Source organism: Leisingera sp. S232 (assembly GCF_049800895.1).
Lineage (GTDB): Bacteria > Pseudomonadota > Alphaproteobacteria > Rhodobacterales > Rhodobacteraceae > Leisingera.
Genome location: NZ_JBNAFX010000012.1, coordinates 66,285 through 86,208 on the forward strand (window position 1 = coordinate 66,285; position 19,924 = coordinate 86,208).

A 19,924-nucleotide genomic window follows, 5' to 3' on the forward strand; every position below is an offset into this window, starting at 1 on the left:
GCAGAGAGTTTGAGGAGATATCAAAATGAAAATCGGCTGCCCCACCGAAATCAAACCGCAGGAATTCCGCGTCGGCATGACCCCGGATGCTGCCCGCGAAGCAGTTTCCCACGGCCACGACGTTGTCATTCAGAAAGGCGCAGGCCTGGGTGCCGGCTTTACCGACGAAGATTATGCCGCTGCCGGCGCCGTCATCCTGGACACTGCCGAGGAAATCTTTGCCTCCGCCGACATGATCGTCAAGGTGAAGGAACCGCAGGCGGTTGAACGTAAGATGCTGCGCAAAGACCAGCTGCTGTTCACCTACCTGCACCTGGCACCCGATCCGGACCAGACCCATGACCTGCTGGAATCGGGCTGCACCGCCATCGCCTATGAAACCGTCACCGATGACCTCGGCGGCTTGCCGCTGCTGGCGCCGATGTCGGAAGTTGCCGGTCGTCTGGCACCGCAGGTCGGCGCCTACACCCTGCAAAAGGCCAACGGCGGCCGCGGCGTTCTGATGGGCGGCGTCCCGGGCGTAGCACCAGCCAAGGTTGTTGTGATCGGCGGCGGCGTTGTCGGCACCCACGCAGCCAAAGTGGCTGCAGGCATGGGCGCGGATGTGACCATCCTGGACCGTTCGCTGACCCGTCTGAAGTATCTGGACGACGTCTTCGGCCGCGAGTTCAAGAACCAGTACTCCACCGCCGGCGCCACTGCCGAGCTGGTCCGTGAGGCCGACATGGTAATCGGCGCGGTTCTGATCCCGGGTGCGGCGGCACCGAAACTGGTGTCCCGCGCACAGCTCAGCGAAATGAAGCCCGGCGCAGTGCTGGTGGACGTTGCGATCGACCAGGGCGGCTGCTTTGAGACCTCCAAGGCGACCACCCACGCCGAGCCGATCTATGAAGTCGACGGCATCATGCACTATTGTGTGGCGAACATGCCGGGCGCCGTGGCGCGCACCTCGACCCAAGCACTGGGCAACGCCACCCTGCCCTTCATGCTGAACCTGGCCAACAAAGGCTGGCGCCAGGCATGCAAGGACGACAAGCACCTGCTGAACGGCCTGAACGTGCACGCAGGCAAGCTGACCTATGCTGCGGTGGGCGAGGCCCTGGGCCTGGACTGCATCACCCCGGAAGAGGCGCTGGCGCTGTAATCAGCCCTCGGGACTACAAGAAAACTGCCAAGCCCCGCCACTCCGGCGGGGCTTTTTCATGCCTGCCTTTTGCGCAAAAACCGGATCGACCGGGACCTCGGAAATGGCCTTTTCTGACGCTGCAGAAAGAGGTCTTAAGATGCTCCAGACAACCGCAGCCCTGATCGTGTTCCTGTTCCCGCTTGCCTACAGCCCCGGCCCCGGCAACCTGGTCTTTGCTGCCAGTATCGCGCGCTTTGGTTTTGCCGCCACGGTTCCGGCCAATGCGGGCTATCATCTGGCAACCTGGATCGTGACGGCGGCAATCGGACTGGGGTTTGTCTCTGCGCTGGATCAGGCCATGGCGACACTTGACCTGGCCTGCACCCCGGCTACGAGGAGATCGGCATGCGCCGACTGAAAGAGGAATTGCGGCATTCCTGGCTTGGTGATGTTGCGCGGTGAACCTTTTGCGAGGCCAATTGACCGTTTTGAAGCTGGCTTAGAACAGCCCCACAAACATGTGACGTGACACCTGGGCTGCTCTGGCTAACCTGGGCCAGATGATCCGCTCCAGTGTTCTCCTTCTCACCGCCCTTTTCTGGGCTTCTGGCGCCGCCGCCATGGGTCCCTGGAAGCCGTCCGGCTGCCACGGTGAAACGCCCTGTGAGCTGGAGGGACGCTCCTATCACGTTATGGCGCCGGAAGACTGGGATGGTGTTTCGCCGCTGCCGGTGCTTTTGCATTTCCACGGCTGGTCCCGCACCGGACGCCATGCGCAAAAAAGCGAGCGGATCGGCGACTCGGTCAAGCGCCGTGGGGTGCTGCTGGTGACGCCGAACGGGCGGAACAAGACCTGGGATTTCTGGCCGGTTGAAACGGAGGACACGGAATTCGCTGATGCCGTTCTGGTAGATGTTGCCAGGCGCTATCCAGTCGACAGAGACCGGATATATGTGTCTGGCTATTCCTATGGATCGGCGATGGCCTGGCGTTATGTCTGCCGCAGCGGCAATGATGTGGCGGCGCTGTTGGCGGTGGCCGGCACCATCCAGCAAGACGAAAGCTGCCCCGAAGCGCCGCGGGAGGTACGCCATGTGCATGGTCTGAAGGACACCGTGATGGATTTCCCTTATGGCCCCGGCGGCGAGCCAAGCTATTCTGTGGCACTGTGGCGGGCCCGGCTGGGCTGTGGCACGGCGCGGGCGCTGGGGCAATGGCAAGTGGTGGAGTTTCTGAAACTGGACCGCACGGTCTGGTCAGACTGCGCGCAAGGCCAAGTGGTGCTGGACACCCATCCAGGCGGCCATTTCATCCCGCATGGCTGGATCGGACGGCAATTGGATGAGCTTTTGAACCTCACTCCCAGCTATCCTTGACAGCCGGCGTGCAGAACCCTTGAACCTTGGCGCATTCTTTGCCATTGCCTCAGGTCAAACACGCATGTCTGCCAAGGGGTCCCCGACCGATGAAATTCACGCTTTCCTGGCTGAAAGACCACCTCGACACCGACGCCTCGGTGGAAGAGATCACTGATGCCCTGACCGATCTGGGTCTTGAGGTCGAAGGGGTCGTCAATCCTGCCGATGCGCTGAAAGACTTCAAGCTTGGCTATGTGAAGCACGCCGAAAAGCACCCGGACGCGGATAAGCTGCGGGTTTGCAAAGTGGACACCGACGAGGGTGAACTGCAGATTATCTGCGGCGCGCCGAACGCGCGCGAAGGCATCACCGTGGTGGTCTGCAAGCCGGGCATGTATGTTCCCGGTCTCGACATCACTATTGGCGTTGGCAAAATTCGCGGCGTCGAAAGCTTTGGCATGATGGCATCTGAGCGCGAGCTGGAACTGTCTGACGAGCATGACGGCATCATTGAGCTGCCCTCCGGCGCGGTTGGCGACAGATTTGTCGATTGGCTGGCTGAAAATGATCCCGCCAAGGTCGATCCGGTGATCGAGATCGCGATCACTCCGAACCGTCCCGATGCGCTGGGTGTCTACGGCATCGCCCGCGATCTGGCGGCGCGCGGCCTGGGCAAGCTGAAAACCCGCGCGTTTGAGGCGATTTCTGGCGATTTCGAATGCCCTGTCAAAGTGACCATCGACGAGGACACGCTGGACGGCTGCCCGCTGTTTGCAGGCCGCTTGATCAAGGGCGTGAAGAACGGCCCGTCCCCGCAGTGGCTGCAGGACCGGCTGAAGGCGATCGGCCTGCGCCCGATTTCAGCGCTGGTGGATGTGACCAACTTTTTCACGTTCGACCAGAACCGCCCGCTGCATGTGTTCGATGCTGCGAAGGTTTCGGGGGGGGAGCTTCGGGTTCATCGTGCCGCTGGCGGCGAGACCCTGAAGGCGCTGGACGAAAAAGAATATACCTTTGGCGCGGGCCAGATGGTGATTTCCGACGCCAAGGGCCCCGAGAGCATCGGCGGCATCATGGGCGGCGAAGAGACCGGCTGCACCGAGGAAACCGTGGATGTGTTTCTGGAAAGCGCATTCTGGGATCACGTGCAGATCGCCATGGCGGGTCGCGCGCTCAAGATCAACTCCGACGCGCGCTACCGCTTTGAGCGCGGAGTTGACCCGGAATACACCATCGAAGGCCTGCACCGCGCGACCCAGATGATCCTGGATCTCTGCGGCGGCAAGCCGTCTGAAGTGGTGATTGCAGGCGATGTGCCGGATCATTCCCGTGCCTACAAGCTGGACGCTGACCGCGTGCAGTCGCTGGTGGGAATGGAGATCCCGGAAAGCGACCAGCGTCAGACACTGACCCGCCTGGGCTTTCGCCTGGAGGGCAATATGGCGCATGTGCCCAGCTGGCGCCCGGACGTGCAGGGCGAGGCCGATCTGGTCGAAGAGGTCGCGCGGATTGCCTCGCTGACCAAGCTGCAGGGCAAACCGCTGCCGCGTCTGACCGATGGCATCCCCAAGCCGGTGATGACACCGCAGCAGCGCCGCCAGCAGATGGCACGCCGCACCGCGGCCAGCCTCGGCTACAACGAAGTTGTGAGCTACAGCTTCATCGACCAGGCCTCAGCCGCGCTGTTCGGCGGCGGCGATGATGCCACCATGCTGGCCAACCCGATCTCGTCCGAAATGTCGCATATGCGCCCGGACCTGCTGGCGGGCCTCTTGCAGGCGGCGGCTCGCAATCAGGCACGCGGCTATATGGATCTTGCATTGTTTGAGGCAGGCCCTGCCTTCACCGGCGGCGAGCCAGGCGAGCAGGTCAATCAGATTGCAGGCCTGCTGGTGGGCCGCACCGGGCCAAAGGACGTGCATGGCGCCGCGCGCGCGGTGGATCTGTATGACGCTAAGGCGGACATTGAGGCCGTTCTGGCGGCCATCGGTGCACCTGCCAAGGTACAGGTTCTGCGCGATGGGGCTGCCTGGTGGCACCCGGGCCGTCATGGCCGCATCTGTCTGGGCCCGAAAAAGACCCTGGGCGTCTTTGGCGAGTTGCACCCCAAGGTTCTGAAAGAGATGGGTATCAAAGGCGCAGCCGTGGCTTTCACCATCTGGCCGGATGAAATTCCGCTGCCGCGCAAATCCTCGGCCACCCGCCCGGCGCTGAACATCAGCGACCTGCAGGCGGTGGAGCGTGACTTTGCCTTTGTGGTGGACGCAAATGTCGAGGCGCTGACGCTGGTCAACGCAGCGGCCGGAGCTGACAAGACGCTGATCGAAGACGTGCGTGTCTTTGACGAGTTCATCGGCGGTTCTCTGGGCGAGGGCAAGAAGTCACTGGCGATCACCGTGCGGCTGCAGCCCAGCGACCAGACGCTGAAGGAAAAAGACATCGAAGCGGTGAGTGAGAAGATCATCGCCAAGGTGACCAAAGCCACCGGCGGCACCCTGCGCGGATAGGGAAAACCAAGGCTGTTGAGCACAGCCCTGGCAAACGTTTTGGAAAAAGTTGGGCAGCGCACCCGTTGGGGCGCTGCCTTTTCATATCACTTGGCGGCAAAGAATTCCGCCAGCAGATCATACACCAGCCGAATGCGGCGGCTGGTGTGCAGCTCGCGGTGGGTGGCCAGCCAGACCGGAAAGGTAATGGCATCGCTGCCGGGCACCAGGCGTTCCACCTCCGGCGCAGTGGCGGCGACCTCATCCGACATCGGGGTGACACCAAACCCCTGCCTGACCAGCTCCCAGGCCACCAATCCGCTGTTGGAGCCGATGCGGAAATTACCGGTGGTGACAGGAATGCCCAGCGGCACCAGATAGCTGATCATCCGTTCGGCATCTCCGAAACTGACAAAGTCATGACTGGCAAGGCCTGCTAGGGAAGATGGTCGGCCGCGCCGGTCAAGGTAGGTTTTGGCAGCGTAGAAATGCCCGGTCGCCTCCTGCACCAGACGGGCGATCAGTTCCGGCTGTTCAGGGCGGACGTGACGGATGGCGATATCGGCCTCGCGCCGCATCAAATCGCGGATGTCATTGGCCGCCACCACCTCAATGGAGAGCTTTGGCGCCCGCAGCCGCAGCTGATGCAGCACCTGCGGCAGCACATAAGCCGACATCATATCCGAGGCGGTGATCCGCACAGTGCCCTCAATCGATTGCGCCTGGCCAATGGCAGCAAGGCTGAGCCCCTGCGCTGCCTCCCCCATTTTCCGGCTGTGCTCCAGCAGCTCATGCCCCGCGTCGGTCAGGGCCAGGGCGCGGCCAAGCCGTTCGAACAGCAGCACGCCGAGCTGCTCTTCCAATGCGGCAACCTGGCGTGACAGCGTCGGCTGCGTGAGGCCAATCTGCCGTGCAGCAGCAGACAAAGAGCCGGTTTCAGCAGTGGCGAGAAAGGCACGGATGTGGTTCCAGTCAGGGTTATTCATGCATTTATGTATAACAACCCTGCGGATTTCAGCAATTTATCTGCTGTGTGCGCATGGATATGGTCAGCACAAGCAAGGAGACCTGCTATGAGTGCCGACGCCCGCTTTTGGAACAAGATTGCCCCGAAATACGCCAAGTCGAAGATCCGCGACGAGGATGCCTATCGCTATACGCTGGAGCGGACCCGGTCGTATCTGGGCGCAGAGGACAGCGTGCTGGAGCTGGGCTGCGGTACCGGCTCTACCGCGATCGAACTGGCGCGCGGTGTGAAAAGGATCATCGCGACTGATCTGTCAGCTACCATGCTGGAGATTGGCCGGGAAAGAGCATGGGACGCAGGTGTCGGCAATGTGGAGTTTCAATGTTGCAGCCCGGGGACGGCACCGGAGGGGCCGTTTGATGCGGTGCTGGCGCATAACCTGCTGCATTTGCTGCCAGACCTGGAACAGGATCTGCAAGAGACCGCGGCCCGTGTGAGACCGGGCGGCCTGTTCATTTCAAAAACTCCGTGCCTGGGCGAACACCGGAGCAGCTGGAAACACTGGATATTCCGCGCGCTCATCCCGCTAATGGAGCTGGCGGGCAAGGCGCCCGGCCATGTGGATTTCATCAGCATCCGCAGACTTGAGACGGCGGTGCAGAATGCCGGGTTTGAGATCATCGAGACAGGCAACTCTCCACCCGCAGTTCCCAGCCGCTATCTGGTGGCGCGGCGGCGCTGAATCTTGCCTTTGCCCCGCGCGCACTAGGTTGCGGGGTGGAGGTTTAACATGTTTGAAGACCGGATTTCGGCCGGGCTTTTGCTGGCCGAAAAACTGGCCGAGCTGGCAATAACGGACCCTGTGGTGCTGGCGCTGCCGCGGGGCGGGGCGCCTGTTGCGCTGCCGATAGCGCTGAAACTTCAGGCGCCGATGGACCTGATCCTGATCCGCAAGATCGGCATGCCGTCCAATCCGGAGCTTGCCGCCGGTGCCCTGGCGGAGGGCAGCAACCCGGTTTTCAACGGCGCATTGCTGAAAACCACCGGTATGAAGCCAGAGGATTTTGATGCGCAGGTTGCCCAGGCAAAGGCGGAAAACGCGGCCCGGCGCAGCCGCTATTTGCAAGGCCGTGCACCAGTGGAGCTGGAGGGGCGCAGCGTCATTGTGACAGATGATGGGATCGCCACCGGCGCCACATTCATGGCGGCGTTCTTCTGGTTGAAGGAGCGCAAGCCTTCACAGGTGATCCTGGCGGTGCCGGTTGCGCCGCCAGAAGCGGTGGACGAACTGCGTCCCTTGGTAGATACTCTGGTCTGCCTGCTGAGCCCCCGGGAGTTTAGGGCGGTCGGCGCGCACTACAGGGATTTTAGGCAAACCAGCGATGAAGAGGTTCTGGCCGCATTTTCCGCGGCCCGGGGCGTTGGCGCAGGAAAGGACAAGACGTGGCATTGAATGTTTATCTCTCAGGCGAAATTCATACCGACTGGCGGGAGCAGATCATCGAGGGCGCCAAGGAGCTGGACGTGAGCTTTGGCGCGCCGGTAACGGATCACGGCGCCAGTGATGACTGCGGTGTGGCGGTCCTGGGGGCCGAGGAGAACAAATACTGGCACGACCACAAGGGCGCGATGGTCAATGCGATCCGCACCCGCAAGGGAATTGAAGATGCCGATGTTGTGGTCGTGCGCTTTGGCGACAAGTACAAGCAATGGAACGCGGCGTTTGATGCGGGCTATGCTGCCGCTCTGGGCAAGTCGATCATCGTCCTCAGCCCACCGGAACACCAACATGCGCTGAAAGAAGTTCACGCTGCCGCGCTGGCCGTGGCAGAGGAGCCGCACCAGGTGGTAGAAATTCTAACCTATGTACTGACAGGCAAACTGCCTGCATGACGGCTCCTGTTCTGGAAACAGACCGGCTGATCCTGCGCCCGCACCGGGTGCAGGATTTTGATGATGTGGCCGCGCTCTGGGCGGAACCGGAGGTGGTGCGCTTCATTTCCGGCAAGCCGTCAACACGCAGAGAAAGCTGGAGCAGGCTGCTGCGATACATCGGCCACTGGCAGGCCTTGGGATACGGCTATTGGGCTGTGACCCTGCGGGACAGCGGGCGGTTTGCCGGAGAGGTTGGATTTGCCGATTTCCAGCGCGACATGGAACCGCCGCTGAATGGCGTGCCGGAGGCAGGCTGGGCTCTGCATCCGGACCTGCACGGCCAGGGTTTGGCCACCGAAGCCGTCCAGCACATTCATACATGGGCCGAAGATGAAACAGGCTGGACAGAAACGGCCTGCATTTTTGACCCAGCCCACTTGGCCTCGCAAAGGATTGCGCAGAAGCTGGGCTACGCACCAGCGGGCGAGGCTAAATTCAACGGCGCGCCGACGCTGGTCATGAAACGAAAGATCGCGCGCTGAGCAGGTTTATTGTTTGAATTCAGCGCGTTGAAGTGATTTCAAGGCGGCTGTAACGGCTGCTGCTCGATGCGCTATTCAACGCTTCTTTAACCAGCCGCAGGCTAGTGTGCCCCTGCGTAGAACAACAAATGTGTGCTGCTCCTTTCTTAAGGGCGGTGTTTGAAAGTGCCTTATGACGAACCACCGCCGTCCTGCAGCGCAAATCACCCCGGCGATTGAGGACGCAGGGCTGTTCAAGCGCGAGGTGCGTGACGTGGCGGTGGCATTGGTTCCGGTGTTCAGCCGCAACACTCGCGGCGATCTGGTCGTCAAAGGGATCGTGCCTCCTGACGCCGAGATCGAAGTGGTCTTTGCCGGGCGGCGGATGCGGGATGTGGGCAATCTGGTCATGCGGATGAAGCGGCTTCGGGCGGCAGGGGTGCGCGCTGCCATGACAGGGCATCAGGCAATGAACAGCATCCGTCAGCTGCGGTTGCCGGTGAACATCCGGGGCACCTGGCGGTTCCGGTTCCAGCCCGATCCTTCTGGCTGGGAGGTCAAGAGCTACCAGCTGATCGCGGCGCAGTGGGTCTTTGCCGATCAGGATGGCGTCACCATGCGGGCGGGTTGGCCACCGGTCGAACAGGAAAACCCAGCACAGGAGCGAGCGCGCGCAGCAAGAAGCCGGAATGCGGCTATCCGCGCGATGCAGGCCGCGCGGCAGCAATGAACCGCTGACCCCCAAAACCAAAGACACCCCGCCAAAGACGGGGTGTCAGGTACAACGGCACGCAGCCCTGGCCTTGGCCAAGGCCGGGCGGAGGCGTGTTAGCCCGCTTTCTTGATTTCCACCGAATGCGGATAAGGAATGGAGATGCCCTTGGCGTCAAAGGCTTCTTTCACGCCCTGTGTCAGCGCAAATTTCACTTCCCAATAGTCCGCTGCATCACACCAGACCCGAGCGGTCAGATCGACCGAGCTGTCGCCCAGGTTGGTAACCCGCACCCAGGGTTCGGGATCTTTAAGCACCCGAGCGTCGGCTGCCGCCTGCTCCAGGATGATGGCCTTGGCCGCATCTGCGCTGTCGCCGTAGTCGATGCCAAACACCATGTCGACGCGGCGGGTGTCGTGATGCGAGAAATTGGTGATGATCGCGCCCCAGGCCTGGCCATTGGGGACGATGATCTGAACATTGTCCGGGGTGGCCAGTTCGGTGATGAACAGGTTCAGATCCTTCACCGTGCCGGCGGTGCCGCCGATGTCGACATATTGGCCGATCTTGTAGGGGCGGAACAGGATCAGCATGAACCCCGCCGCCAGATCGCTGAGCGTGCCCTGCAGCGCCAGGCCGATCGCCAGTGTCGCCGCGCCCAGCATGGCCACAAGGCTGGTGGCCTGAATGCCGAAGATGCCCAGCACCGCAACCAGCACCACCGCCAGCAGCACCCAGCGAATAACGCTGGCGGCGAAGTTCCCCAGAGTCGGATCGATATTGGGGGTGTTGTTGATGCGGCGGCGCGCCACGCCGCTGATCCAGCCGGTGGCCATCCAACCAAGTATCAGTACCGCCAGCGCCTTGACGCCGCTGACCATCAGGGGCCAATAGGCGCCTGCTTGTTCGATCATCTGTTCCATATCAGTTTTCCCTGTCGCTCTGATGTTATGCGCGTGAATGTCAGGCAACTGTGCGGCTGAGGCAATAGCCAGTTTTGGGGAAAATTTCTGCGCGGGCGGCTCAACTTGCAAGTGCGGGGCATGCCTGACAGCATTTCTGCCAGCAGGACAAAACCTTTTCTCGCCCCCCCGTGATGTCAGGGTCAGGGCCCGTTGTTTTCCATCTGGTGATGTTATTGGCCGCTCAAACAAGCGCAGTGAACATGGCTGATCCTTTCTGGCAAACAGACGCGCAGATGACGCGCCTTGAGCCCTCCTCCCCGCAGTTTCTGTGGCAAGCTGGCGGGTGACCACAGGCAGGTGTCTGTCGGAGTTATCTCTATCTACCACAAGAGGTTACGTTGGCCTTATGCGCCTGTGGGATAGGTCCCGCACAAGACGCTTTACAACAGATGCAAGCGGCTCTGTTCACACTTGCCGCGACTGTAGTGGCGGGCAACGGGGCGACAGGAGCATCCGCGCCCGGATGATGGTCAGCCTTGCGGATCAGCGCAGCGGCACCGACACGCTGGCAAATTGCGGCTATGATACCGACTGGCCTCGCAAGGCATATAAAACAAGGGCAGCACGCCTTCTGTTCAGCAGTATCGAAAAAAGCAATTCGCACACTGGACGCCGATCCCAATTGCCCCCATGCCATCAATCACCAAGGACAGCGCGCGCCCCTTGGTTGCTAAACGGGCGATATCCGGCCCGCCCGAAGGCACAATGTCTAACGTTTGGAACCTTTGAGCAGGCCCTGGGTTTTGCGCAATTGCGCCGTCGCGCCCCACTGTTCACGCGCCCGTTTTCTGCTTGCACGCCGGTCCAGTTCAAAGAACAGGCTGGCCGGAGCACCTCCAAAAAACACAATCGGCAGGGAAACCTCGGCAGGCGTGAAAACGATCAATGCAACAGCCACAGCAAAAAACAACAGCCCCGCCAGATTGATTTTCCAGCGGGGCGTGGTTTTAGAAACCGCATTGCACCAGTTCACATAGCGCGACAGGTATAAGCTGATGACATACAATTACCGACTCAGGCCGCCATGCAGCGCCGGCATATCAAGGCTCTGGAAACCGTAATGGCGCAGCCAGCGCAGGTCGCTGTCGAAAAAGGCGCGCAGGTCGGGGATGCCGTATTTCAGCATCGCCAGACGGTCGATGCCGATACCGAAGGCAAAGCCTTGATAAACATCGGGGTCGATGCCGCCGGCCGCGATCACCTTGGGATGCACCATACCGGAGCCGAGGATTTCCATCCAGTCGTCACCCTCGCCGATCTTCAGCGTGCCGCCCTCCCAGGAGCAGCGGATGTCGACCTCTGCCGATGGTTCGGTGAAGGGGAAATGCGAGGCCCGGAAGCGCAGCTCGACGTCGTCCACCTCAAAGAAGGATTTGACAAATTCCTCCAACACCCACTTGAGGTTCGCCATCGAGATGTCCTTGTCCAGCGCCAGGCCTTCGACCTGGTGGAACATCGGCGTGTGGGTCTGGTCATAGTCAGCGCGGTAGACGCCGCCCGGGCAGATGATGCGCAAGGGCGCGCCCATCTTCTCCATCGAGCGGATCTGCACCGGGCTGGTGTGGGTGCGCAGCACATGCGGCGGGCGGTCGTCGCCTTCCGCGCGGTGCATATAGAATGTATCCATCTCGGCGCGGGCCGGGTGGTGGCCGGGAATGTTCAGCGCATCGAAGTTGTACCAGTCGGTATCGATCCGCGGACCTTCGGCGACGGAGAACCCCAGTTCCGCAAAGATCGCGGTGATCTCTTCCTGGACCTGGCTAATGGGGTGCAGGCTGCCCTGTCGGGTGGGGCGCGACGGCAGGGTCACGTCCAGCCATTCAGTGCGCAGGCGCTCGTCCAGCGCGGCATCTTCCAGCCCCGCCTTTTTGGCCACCAGGGCCGAGTTGATCTCATCCTTCAGTGCGTTCAATGCGGGGCCTGCGACTTGACGCTCTTCCGGGGTCATCTTGCCCAGTTCGCGCATCTTCAGCGCCACTTCGCCCTTCTTGCCGACAGCCGCAAGGCGGATCGCCTCCAGCGCTGCCTCGTCGGCGGCCTCTGCAATCTGACCCAGGTATTTGGCTTTAAGATCGTCCATAACGGCCCCTCGAATTCTGCTTGTGCCCTGCTACCACAAGAGCGCGCGAAAGCAAGAGGGCGGGAACGGATGGCGGGGGTCAGTGTTGCCTGTCTGGCAACCGGACTGGATGGCGGCGCGGTCGACGTCCTCTCCGCATTGCCGCGCCTTTTACGGCAGCTTCAGCGGATGCCGCTGTGGCCATTGACCGGCCTGCCCTGACAGCCATTGCAGCGAGCACCGGGTCCGCATTGACAGACCCGGCGGCCTTGAGTTCACCCTGGCGGAAATCGGCAGCGCCTCCACCAAGGCAAACGCTGCAATCAAGCAGGACCTGGAGGACAGCTACGGCCAATGGGCCATCATCCGCCACGGCCCGTACGGGATTGCCGTCTGAGCTCCGGCCTATGCGTTCAGGCAAGCGGTAAACACCGCGTGTTTTTCTTTGGAAAATACCCCACCCGGCTGAACACCTGCGGCCTCTGCCGGCGACATGAACTTGTACAAATCGCCCGGGATGCCTGCCTTCTTCCAGCAGGTTTCGATGTGCGCCTTGGTAACGGCCGCAGACGCGGCCTGCGGTTTGGCGACGAACATTTCACTGTTTGTGCTGCTTTGACACCCCGCCAGCAGCACAGCAGCAGCGGCACAGATAACCCCAAATTTCATAAGTCTAATCCTGCTCTTTTCTTGCAATCGCGAGCGCAACCTAGACTAATGTTCAGACGCGTCAATACAATAGAAACCCGGCCTTGCACACAAAGCTGGCTTTGCAACGCTCCGGGCCGGTCGAGCGAGAAATGCTATATTTAATTCCTGCAAACCAACTGCCCCCATAGGAGACAAGCCATGCGAACCCATTCCGGCAGCTGCCATTGCGGCGCAGTGCGCTTCTCCTTTCGGGCACCGGACATTGCCAGCGCGATGCAATGCGACTGTTCGATCTGCATCCGCAAAACCGCCTATCTGACCCCATTCAAAGTGTCGAACGAGGACATGGCGATCACCGCAGAAGGCGATGCGCTGAAAACCTATCAGTTCGGCACCATGACCGCGCGCCACCATTTCTGCGGCACCTGCGGCATTCACACCTTTGTCGAGCCGCGCCTGTCGCCGGGCAGCTACCGTGTCAATCTGGGGTGCATCGACGGAATGGACGCATTGCGTCTGCCGTCAGAGATTTTCGATGGCAAAAGTCTCTGACGCTCAGTCCCCGTGGCTCTCATCCGGCTGCTTCTTCCAGCGCTTCTGATTGAACGGGTACAGGAACTGCCGCCAATACCCGTTTGGCACCGTGTCTCCGGCCACACCGTATTTCGACGGCCAGTCTTCCTCTGGCAGGTGATGCGTGCCGAACAGCCAGTCATAAAGCGGAAAATGCGAGGCATAGTTGATGTCAATCGCGGCCCGCTCGCTGCCATGATGCCAGTGGTGATAGCGCGGCGTCACCAGGAACCGCTCCAAGACCCCCAGCTTCCAGCCAATATTGGCGTGGATGAAGCTGGAGTAGAAATAGACGATCAGCAGATAGCCCTGGATCGCCTCCGGTTTGAAACCCAGCGTGAACATCGGCACGGCCGTCAGCCCGCGCAGCACCGCGATCTCGATAAGATGCATGCGCGCGCCAGCCAGCCAGTCCATCTTCTTGGCCGAATGGTGGATTGCATGGAAATGCCACAGCGCCGGGAATGTGTGAAAGGCACGGTGCACCCAGTACTGCACAAAATCCGTCGCCGCCATGATGATCAGCACCTGCACCGCAAAGGGCAGATTGGTGATATGGGCGCGGATCCCTTCCAGGTCGAATTCGGTGTTCACATAGTTCGCGGGTGCCATGGTCAGGAAGGTCAGCACCTGCACCAGCATTGAGCTCGCAAGGTAATAGAACATGTCCTCGCGCCATTCAGTGCGGAACACGGTCTGTTCGGACCGCGCTGGAAAGAAGCGTTCCAGAGGCACAAACAGAAACCCCACCAGCAGCACATTCACAACGAAGTAATCCAGCCCGAAATAAAGGCTCTGCGGCGCCCCGCCTGCATGCTGCGGCTGTGCCGTTGCCATCAATGAGGCCACCACCGACAGCCCCAGCGCTGCCCAGCCCAGGCTTTTCTGGCGGCTCAGGATCAGGCTTAGCAGCGACAGTGCATAGCCCGCCAGCAGCACAAAACGCAGGAAAGCAGTGACATACCCGCTGGAATGCACAAAGGCGATCTGCGGGTAGGAAAAGGTCTCAGGGTACCAGCGCAGCAGGACCAGCAGCAGCCCGGTGATGGCGGCCAGCAGTGCCATAGAGCCGGACAGCCAGCCGCTGCCCAGCGGCCGTGCCGCGCGCGGCGTTTCCAACTGTGCGATCACATTGCGGATGAATTTCATGCCGACCCCTCCTGCGTTGCGGCGCAACCTGCCACAAACACCGGCAACCTGCGACTACGGAAATCAATACGTGGTAAGGTCCGCAGCCGTTTAGACCAGCCGCCGCATCATCATCTGCAAAGACTGGCGGCTGGCATACCCCAGCCGCTGTGCCACTTGCTCCATTCTTTCGCCGCGCGCTTTGGCCCGCAGCGCGATCTGGCAGCGCAGCCGGTCACGCCAGCCGCCCAGGCTGAGCCCGGTTTCCTGATGGAACCGGCGCGTGAAGCTGCGGCGGCTCATCCCCGCCAGTGCTGCCCAATGGTCAATCGTCCGACCGCTGCCCGGTGCCGCCGCCAGATCATCGCAGACCCGCCGCAGCCGGATGTCTGCCGGGTATGGCAGCGCCAGCGACGATTTCGACGCGGCGCCCAGTTCAAGCAAGATCAGACGGCTCAGATGATGCGCTCGCGGCGGCAGCGGCCAGGGGTTGTTCATTTCGCACAGTGCCGCAATCAGCCCTGCCAGCAGCGGCTCCACTGTCACTGCCCGGCACTCTGCCATAGCATCCGCGCCTGCTTCGGACGGGTCTATGTACAGCGATTGCAGCCGCACCTCGCCGGCCATCCGGATCTCGTGCCGCATCCCTGCCGGCACGATCAGCCCTGTTCCCGCAGGCACGGCCCAGCTGGTGCCGCCCGCCTCTGCCATCATCAGACCGGAAACCGCATAGACCAGCTGGTGGCGCGGATGATCGTGCCAGGTGGACACATAGCCATCCGCATAGCTGCGCGCATAAGACGCCACCCCGTGCGGCAGCTCCTGCACCGCATCAGACGAAGACCATCCCGGTCGCCGGATATTCGAATTTTGGCCCATTTGCGCGAAAATTGGCCCCATTGGCACAAAAGGGCAAGGTATTTCACAACCAAAAGGAGGTTGCCCCATGCAGACACTGACCCGCACTGAACAGCTTGCAGAGATTTACGGCGCGCCTGTGCCGCAGTCCCTGACCAAGGTGGCCAGCCGGCTGACACCGCTGTACCGCCAATGGATCGAAGCCTCCCGGTTTCTGATCCTGTCCACCATCGGCCCGGAAGGCACCGACGCCAGCCCGCGCGGCGACGATGGCCCAGTGGTGCATATAGCAGATGAGCATACTCTCTGGCTGCCGGACTGGCGCGGCAACAACCGGATCGACAGTTTGCGCAACATCGTGCGCGACAGCCGTGTCAGCCTGATGTTCATGGTGCATGGCTGCAATAATGTGGTGCGGGTAAACGGCTCCGCCGTCCTGACAGCTGATCAGGACGCCCGCGCCGTCTTTGAACGCAAGAGCATCCTGCCCGCCACCGTGACCGTGATTACCGTGCAAGAGCTCTACTTCCAATGCGCCAAGGCACTGATGCGCTCCCGCCTTTGGGAAACCGGCGCCGAACGCCCCGCCGTGCCCACCGCAGGCCAGTTCCTGAAAGAACAGGAAGCCGCCTTTGAGGCGGAAACCTATGACGAAGGTTATGCGGAATATGCCAAAACCCGCATGTGGTGACCAGCAAGCGGTCCAACTGCCGGGTTTCCGACAGCCTGCCTGCGCGGGCAGAAATGAACAGATACAGTCTTGAGATTTTCTGCTATGTGCAAAATCCGGCGTGCAGACAGAGACAAAAGGGAAGCTCTCCATGAGAATACTGGCCATGACCGCTTTGACAGCGTTTCTTGCCACCGGGGCGGGTGCGCATTCACCGGTGGAGAGCACAGCGCCGGCAAGCGGCTCCGTGGTTGCCGGAGTCCCTGCGGAAATCAGCCTCAGCTTTGCAGGTGGCATGCGGCTGACGCGGGTGGGCATGGTGCATCAGGATCACGGGCCGGTCCAGTTGGACCTGGGCGATCAGACAGGTTTCGACCGGGTGTTTGTCCTTCCGCTGCAGAATATGGGCCCAGGCAGCTACCGCATTGAGTGGCGCGGTTTGGGAACGGACGGCCACGTTATGCAGGGTGAATTTTCCTTTCAGGCCGAATGACCATGCCGGACATCTGGGGCCTAGCTGCGATAGTTGCGAAACTGGCGCTTTACGCTGGTTTCCTGGGCGCAACCGGACTGGTTATGGTGCGCGCTGCGTTTCCTGCGCCGCTGTCTCTGCTTGGCAGACGGAGCGGACAACAGGCTCTGTGTCTCGCTGGTCTGGGACTGGCTGCAGCCGTTCTGGGCTTCATGCTCCGCGGCGCAGCGCTGACCGGCGATGCTTCGGGAATGACCGACCCAGAGATGCTGGGCCTGCTGTGGCAAACCCAGGCAGGCAGTGCACTGGTCTACCGGATTTCCGGTGCCGCGCTTCTGATTGTCGGGCTGTGCCTGCCGCGGCCCGGTCAGTGGGCCGCGCTGGCTGGCGGCGGGCTGGCCCTGTGGTCACTGACGCAAATCGGGCACGTGCCGGATTTGGAGCAAAGCGGTGTGCGCCTCCTGCTGATGCTGCACCTTGTGGGCGCGGCATTCTGGATCGGCATTCTTGGCCCGCTGCACTACCTGTCACAACATCCCCAGCATCTGAAGAGCGCCGCTCTGCTGGGTCACCGCTTTGGGCAGGCCGCAGCGGTGATCGTGCCTGCGCTGATCCTGGCAGGGCTTCTGATGGCCTGGCTGCTGACAGGTGAACCAGCGGCGGTCTTCCGCACAGGTTACGGGCAATCTCTGCTGATCAAACTGGCATTGGCAGGCACGCTTCTTGGCCTGGCAGCCGCGAATAAATTCCGTTTCGTGCCCGCCATGCAGACCGGAGACGCGCGTGCGGGCCAACACCTGGCGCGCTCCATCGAAGCAGAGGCCGTGATCTTCCTTGCGATACTGACAGTAACCGCGGCGCTGACCAGCGTTCTGCCGCTCCCGCACTGAATGCCCCGCCTCAAAGACGCGGGGCCAGGCCAGCGGTGCGGGCAAAAGAAAAAGGCCGCTCCTGCTGGAGCGGCCTTTTCTGAATTCCGGAACTTGCGGGCTTAGGCAGCCAGCGCATCCTGTGCCTGGCGGACGATGGCACCGAAAGCTTCGGGCTCGTGCACGGCCAGGTCGGCCAGAACTTTACGGTCCACTTCGATGCCGGCCAGGGTCAGGCCGTTGATGAAGCGGGAATATGTCAGCGCTTCGTCATGCGAACGCACAGCAGCGTTTATACGCTGGATCCACAGCGCGCGGAAATTGCGCTTGCGGTTCTTACGGTCGCGGGTTGCATATTGGTTGGCCTTATCGACGGCCTGACGGGCAACCTTGAAGGTATTCTTGCGGCGGCCATAATAACCTTTGGCTGCCTTGATGACCTTCTTGTGACGGGCGTGAGTTGTGGTACCACCTTTAACGCGGGACATGTGTCAGATCTCCTCTTAGCGGTCGTAGGGCATGAAGCCCTTGACGATCTTGGCGTCCGGTGCGGACAGGGTGGTGGTGCCGCGAGCGTCGCGGATGAACTTGGTGGTGCGCTTGATCATACCGTGGCGTTTGCCGGCCTGACCTGCTTTCACCTTGCCGGTGGCAGTAACCTTGAAGCGCTTCTTGGCGCTCGACTTTGTCTTCATCTTGGGCATTTCCGTCTCCTTCAATGCGGGTTCGCTAGACGCGCGACTCGGCATGCCTCGACGGCCGGCCGCGCGGAACAGAGCTGCCCTTTAAGCAATGCTGGATGGATGGGCAAGCAGATTCTGCTAGAAAAGCCGCCCGACAACCCGGAAAAACACATCCGGGATCTCATCGATACTGTACCCGCCGGGTTTCAGCACCACCGCATAGGTGATCAGGCTCACAGCGATCAAAATGGTCAGAAACGACGCCCGCGGCGGGCGCCGCTCGCTGATAGAAGACATCAGCGACGGCACAGTGAACGCCCCGATCACAAGTCCCAGGATCAGCGCCAGATCGGTATCCATCCTTCAGCCCCCCGTCAGTATTCCAACAGAGGAGATGGTAGGCGTGGACAGCAGCATTTTCAATTGCTGCCCCTAACTTCCGGTTACTCAGGGTCGGTGCTGTAGATCAGCCGCTCGTCGCAAGGCGCGATGCGCAGGATGTTGGTGGTGCCCGGCACATTGAAAGGCACCCCCGCAGTCACCACGATCTGGTCGGTGTCACCAGCATAGCCGCCCGCCCGTGCCGCCCGCGCGGCACTGACCACCGCGCCCTTGAAACGGTCCAGCTCTGGCGTCAGCACGCATTTGCAGCCCCAGCTGAGGCACAGCCTACGCGCAGTGGCGCTGACCGGGGTCATTGCGATGATCGGCACGCCTGGACGCTCCCGCGCGGTCAGCAGCGCGGTGGTGCCGGACTGGGTAAAACAGCAGATCGCCTTGATATCGGTCTTCTCCGCGATCTCCCGCGCTGCGGCGACAATACCATCGGCCACGGTGGTGCCCTTGGCCGAGCGCGAGGCTGTGATGATCTGGGTATAGGTCGGGTCGATTTCGACTTCGGTTGCCACCCGGTCCATGGTCTGCACCGCTTCGATCGGATACTGCCCCGCCGCGCTTTCGGCGCTCAGCATGATGGCATCAGTGCCTTCATAGATCGCAGTTGCCACATCCGAGACTTCGGCCCGCGTCGGCATCGGGCTTTCGATCATGCTCTCCAGCATCTGCGTCGCCACGATCACCGGCTTGGCCGCCGCCCGGCACTTGCGCACCAGCCGCTTCTGGATCGGCGGCACCGCGGCCACGGGCAGTTCCACCCCCAGGTCGCCGCGCGCCACCATGATGCCGTCGGATGCATCCAGGATGGCCTCGAAATCCTCTACCGCCTGCGGTTTTTCAATCTTGGACAGCACTGCAGCACGGCCATCGGCCAGCCCGCGCGCCTCATAGACATCTTTGGCCCGCTGCACAAATGACAGCGCCAGCCAATCCACGCCCAGCGCACAGACAAATTCCAGATCCGCCCGGTCTTTCTCTGACAGAGCCGCCAGCGGCAGCACCACATCCGGCACATTCACACCCTTGCGGTTCGAGATCGTGCCGCCGGTTTCCACTGTGCAATCGGCGAAATCCGGGCCGCAGTCATCCACCACCAGGCGGATCTTGCCGTCATTGACCAAGAGATGCGCACCCGGCTCCAGCGCTTGGAAGATCTCCGGATGCGGCAGACACACGCGCGAGACGTCCCCCTCTGCCTCATCCAGATCAAGCCGGAATTTCGCGCCTTCCTGCAGTTCTTCTTCGCCATTGGCGAAAACGCCAACCCGCAGTTTGGGACCTTGCAAATCGGCCAGAATGGCGATCGGGCTGTCCAGATCCTGCTCCACCTGGCGGATGATCTTGTGCTTTTCAGCGATCTCCTCGTGGCTACCATGCGACATGTTCAGGCGGAACACATCTGCCCCGGCCTCATGCAGCGCCCGGATGGTCTCATAGGTCTCGGAAGCCGGCCCCAAAGTGGCGACAATCTTCACATTGCGCGAACGTTTCATTGGGGGTCTCTCCTCTGGCCCTAGGTTCTGTTACCGCAAACAGCGATCAGGGTGCTTATCCC

24 protein-coding genes are annotated in these 19,924 nt (G+C 61.4%); 14 read left to right on the forward strand and 10 right to left on the reverse strand.

The window, feature by feature from the left end; all coding sequences use genetic code 11:
- Window positions 1-25 precede the first annotated feature (25 nt).
- The 4 genes from ald (at window position 26) to pheT (ending at window position 4,991) form a co-directional block, all read left to right on the forward strand.
- Window positions 26-1,144, forward strand: a complete 1,119-nt coding sequence (gene ald / locus ACP151_RS09915; protein ID WP_424978733.1) for an alanine dehydrogenase — start codon at window positions 26-28, stop codon at window positions 1,142-1,144.
- A 139-nt stretch (window positions 1,145-1,283) separates the two neighbouring features.
- Window positions 1,284-1,544 (forward strand): hypothetical protein, encoded by a 261-nt coding sequence (locus ACP151_RS09920; RefSeq protein WP_424978734.1) that lies wholly within the window; start codon window positions 1,284-1,286, stop codon window positions 1,542-1,544.
- 142 nt (window positions 1,545-1,686) lie between these two features.
- A complete protein-coding gene (locus ACP151_RS09925; protein WP_424978735.1) occupies window positions 1,687-2,502 on the forward strand; it encodes an alpha/beta hydrolase family esterase in 816 nt (271 codons plus the stop codon).
- Window positions 2,503-2,591: 89 nt separating this feature from the next.
- Complete coding sequence (pheT, locus tag ACP151_RS09930) at window positions 2,592-4,991, forward strand: phenylalanine--tRNA ligase subunit beta (RefSeq protein ID WP_424978736.1); 2,400 nt, start codon at window positions 2,592-2,594, stop codon at window positions 4,989-4,991.
- A gap of 86 nt (window positions 4,992-5,077) precedes the next feature.
- Here pheT and ACP151_RS09935 read toward each other — a convergent pair whose 3' ends face one another.
- Window positions 5,078-5,956, reverse strand: coding sequence for a LysR family transcriptional regulator (locus ACP151_RS09935; RefSeq protein ID WP_424978738.1), 879 nt, complete (start codon window positions 5,954-5,956; stop codon window positions 5,078-5,080).
- 87 nt (window positions 5,957-6,043) lie between these two features.
- Between ACP151_RS09935 and ACP151_RS09940 the strand changes: the two genes are divergently transcribed.
- The 5 genes from ACP151_RS09940 to ACP151_RS09960 all read left to right on the forward strand — a co-directional run bounded on the left by ACP151_RS09940 (window position 6,044) and on the right by ACP151_RS09960 (window position 9,063).
- Window positions 6,044-6,679, forward strand: a complete 636-nt coding sequence (locus ACP151_RS09940) for a class I SAM-dependent methyltransferase (RefSeq protein WP_424978740.1) — start codon at window positions 6,044-6,046, stop codon at window positions 6,677-6,679.
- 48 nt (window positions 6,680-6,727) lie between these two features.
- Entirely contained in the window at window positions 6,728-7,390 is a 663-nt protein-coding gene (locus ACP151_RS09945) for a phosphoribosyltransferase (protein ID WP_424978742.1), read from the forward strand.
- Window positions 7,381-7,830, forward strand: coding sequence for a YtoQ family protein (locus ACP151_RS09950; protein ID WP_424978744.1), 450 nt, complete (start codon window positions 7,381-7,383; stop codon window positions 7,828-7,830). Before ACP151_RS09945 ends, ACP151_RS09950 begins: the two co-directional genes overlap by 10 nt.
- On the forward strand, window positions 7,827-8,354 hold the full coding sequence (locus ACP151_RS09955; RefSeq protein ID WP_424978745.1) for a GNAT family N-acetyltransferase: 528 nt from the start codon (window positions 7,827-7,829) through the stop codon (window positions 8,352-8,354). The genes ACP151_RS09950 and ACP151_RS09955 overlap by 4 nt, the downstream gene beginning before the upstream one ends.
- Window positions 8,355-8,526: 172 nt before the next feature.
- Window positions 8,527-9,063, forward strand: a complete 537-nt coding sequence (locus tag ACP151_RS09960) for a hypothetical protein (RefSeq protein ID WP_424978746.1) — start codon at window positions 8,527-8,529, stop codon at window positions 9,061-9,063.
- Window positions 9,064-9,161: 98 nt separating this feature from the next.
- Here ACP151_RS09960 and ACP151_RS09965 read toward each other — a convergent pair whose 3' ends face one another.
- The gene (locus ACP151_RS09965; RefSeq protein WP_424978747.1) at window positions 9,162-9,968 is read right to left on the reverse strand and encodes a mechanosensitive ion channel family protein; all 807 of its coding nucleotides are present in this window, start codon (window positions 9,966-9,968) and stop codon (window positions 9,162-9,164) included.
- Window positions 9,969-10,473: 505 nt separating this feature from the next.
- Here ACP151_RS09965 and ACP151_RS09970 point away from each other — a divergent pair.
- Window positions 10,474-11,001 carry a hypothetical protein gene (locus ACP151_RS09970; protein ID WP_424978749.1) on the forward strand — a complete coding sequence of 176 codons (528 nt, stop codon included), beginning with the start codon at window positions 10,474-10,476 and terminating at the stop codon, window positions 10,999-11,001.
- A 15-nt stretch (window positions 11,002-11,016) separates the two neighbouring features.
- On the opposite strand, the gene pheS is transcribed toward ACP151_RS09970, so the two are convergent.
- Window positions 11,017-12,090: a phenylalanine--tRNA ligase subunit alpha gene (gene pheS / locus ACP151_RS09975; RefSeq protein ID WP_424978750.1), complete on the reverse strand. Its 1,074-nt coding sequence runs from the start codon at window positions 12,088-12,090 to the stop codon at window positions 11,017-11,019.
- Between the two features lie 384 nt (window positions 12,091-12,474).
- Window positions 12,475-12,765, reverse strand: coding sequence for a 50S ribosomal protein L20 (locus tag ACP151_RS09980; RefSeq protein WP_424978752.1), 291 nt, complete (start codon window positions 12,763-12,765; stop codon window positions 12,475-12,477).
- A 153-nt stretch (window positions 12,766-12,918) separates the two neighbouring features.
- Between ACP151_RS09980 and ACP151_RS09985 the strand changes: the two genes are divergently transcribed.
- Window positions 12,919-13,272 carry a GFA family protein gene (locus tag ACP151_RS09985; RefSeq protein ID WP_424978754.1) on the forward strand — a complete coding sequence of 118 codons (354 nt, stop codon included), beginning with the start codon at window positions 12,919-12,921 and terminating at the stop codon, window positions 13,270-13,272.
- Window positions 13,273-13,275: 3 nt separating this feature from the next.
- On the opposite strand, the gene ACP151_RS09990 is transcribed toward ACP151_RS09985, so the two are convergent.
- Window positions 13,276-14,442, reverse strand: a complete 1,167-nt coding sequence (locus tag ACP151_RS09990) for a sterol desaturase family protein (RefSeq protein WP_424978756.1) — start codon at window positions 14,440-14,442, stop codon at window positions 13,276-13,278.
- A gap of 90 nt (window positions 14,443-14,532) precedes the next feature.
- The gene (locus ACP151_RS09995; protein WP_424978757.1) at window positions 14,533-15,300 is read right to left on the reverse strand and encodes an AraC family transcriptional regulator; all 768 of its coding nucleotides are present in this window, start codon (window positions 15,298-15,300) and stop codon (window positions 14,533-14,535) included.
- Between the two features lie 67 nt (window positions 15,301-15,367).
- Here ACP151_RS09995 and ACP151_RS10000 point away from each other — a divergent pair, with 67 nt between their 5' ends.
- The 3 genes from ACP151_RS10000 to ACP151_RS10010 all read left to right on the forward strand — a co-directional run bounded on the left by ACP151_RS10000 (window position 15,368) and on the right by ACP151_RS10010 (window position 17,311).
- Window positions 15,368-15,970: a pyridoxamine 5'-phosphate oxidase family protein gene (locus ACP151_RS10000; RefSeq protein ID WP_424978759.1), complete on the forward strand. Its 603-nt coding sequence runs from the start codon at window positions 15,368-15,370 to the stop codon at window positions 15,968-15,970.
- A gap of 145 nt (window positions 15,971-16,115) precedes the next feature.
- Window positions 16,116-16,442 carry a copper resistance CopC family protein gene (locus tag ACP151_RS10005; RefSeq protein WP_424978760.1) on the forward strand — a complete coding sequence of 109 codons (327 nt, stop codon included), beginning with the start codon at window positions 16,116-16,118 and terminating at the stop codon, window positions 16,440-16,442.
- Window positions 16,439-17,311, forward strand: coding sequence for a copper resistance D family protein (locus tag ACP151_RS10010; protein ID WP_424978761.1), 873 nt, complete (start codon window positions 16,439-16,441; stop codon window positions 17,309-17,311). The genes ACP151_RS10005 and ACP151_RS10010 overlap by 4 nt, the downstream gene beginning before the upstream one ends.
- A 101-nt stretch (window positions 17,312-17,412) precedes the next feature.
- Here the strand turns inward: ACP151_RS10010 and rplT are convergent, their stop codons facing one another.
- The 4 genes from rplT to pyk form a co-directional block, all read right to left on the reverse strand.
- Window positions 17,413-17,778, reverse strand: a complete 366-nt coding sequence (gene rplT, locus ACP151_RS10015) for a 50S ribosomal protein L20 (protein ID WP_008557989.1) — start codon at window positions 17,776-17,778, stop codon at window positions 17,413-17,415.
- A 15-nt stretch (window positions 17,779-17,793) separates the two neighbouring features.
- A complete protein-coding gene (gene rpmI, locus ACP151_RS10020) occupies window positions 17,794-17,994 on the reverse strand; it encodes a 50S ribosomal protein L35 (protein WP_424978762.1) in 201 nt (66 codons plus the stop codon).
- A 117-nt stretch (window positions 17,995-18,111) separates the two neighbouring features.
- Window positions 18,112-18,333 carry a hypothetical protein gene (locus tag ACP151_RS10025; RefSeq protein ID WP_424978763.1) on the reverse strand — a complete coding sequence of 74 codons (222 nt, stop codon included), beginning with the start codon at window positions 18,331-18,333 and terminating at the stop codon, window positions 18,112-18,114.
- An 83-nt stretch (window positions 18,334-18,416) separates the two neighbouring features.
- Entirely contained in the window at window positions 18,417-19,862 is a 1,446-nt protein-coding gene (gene pyk, locus ACP151_RS10030) for a pyruvate kinase (RefSeq protein WP_424978764.1), read from the reverse strand.
- Between the last annotated feature and the right edge of the window lie 62 nt (window positions 19,863-19,924).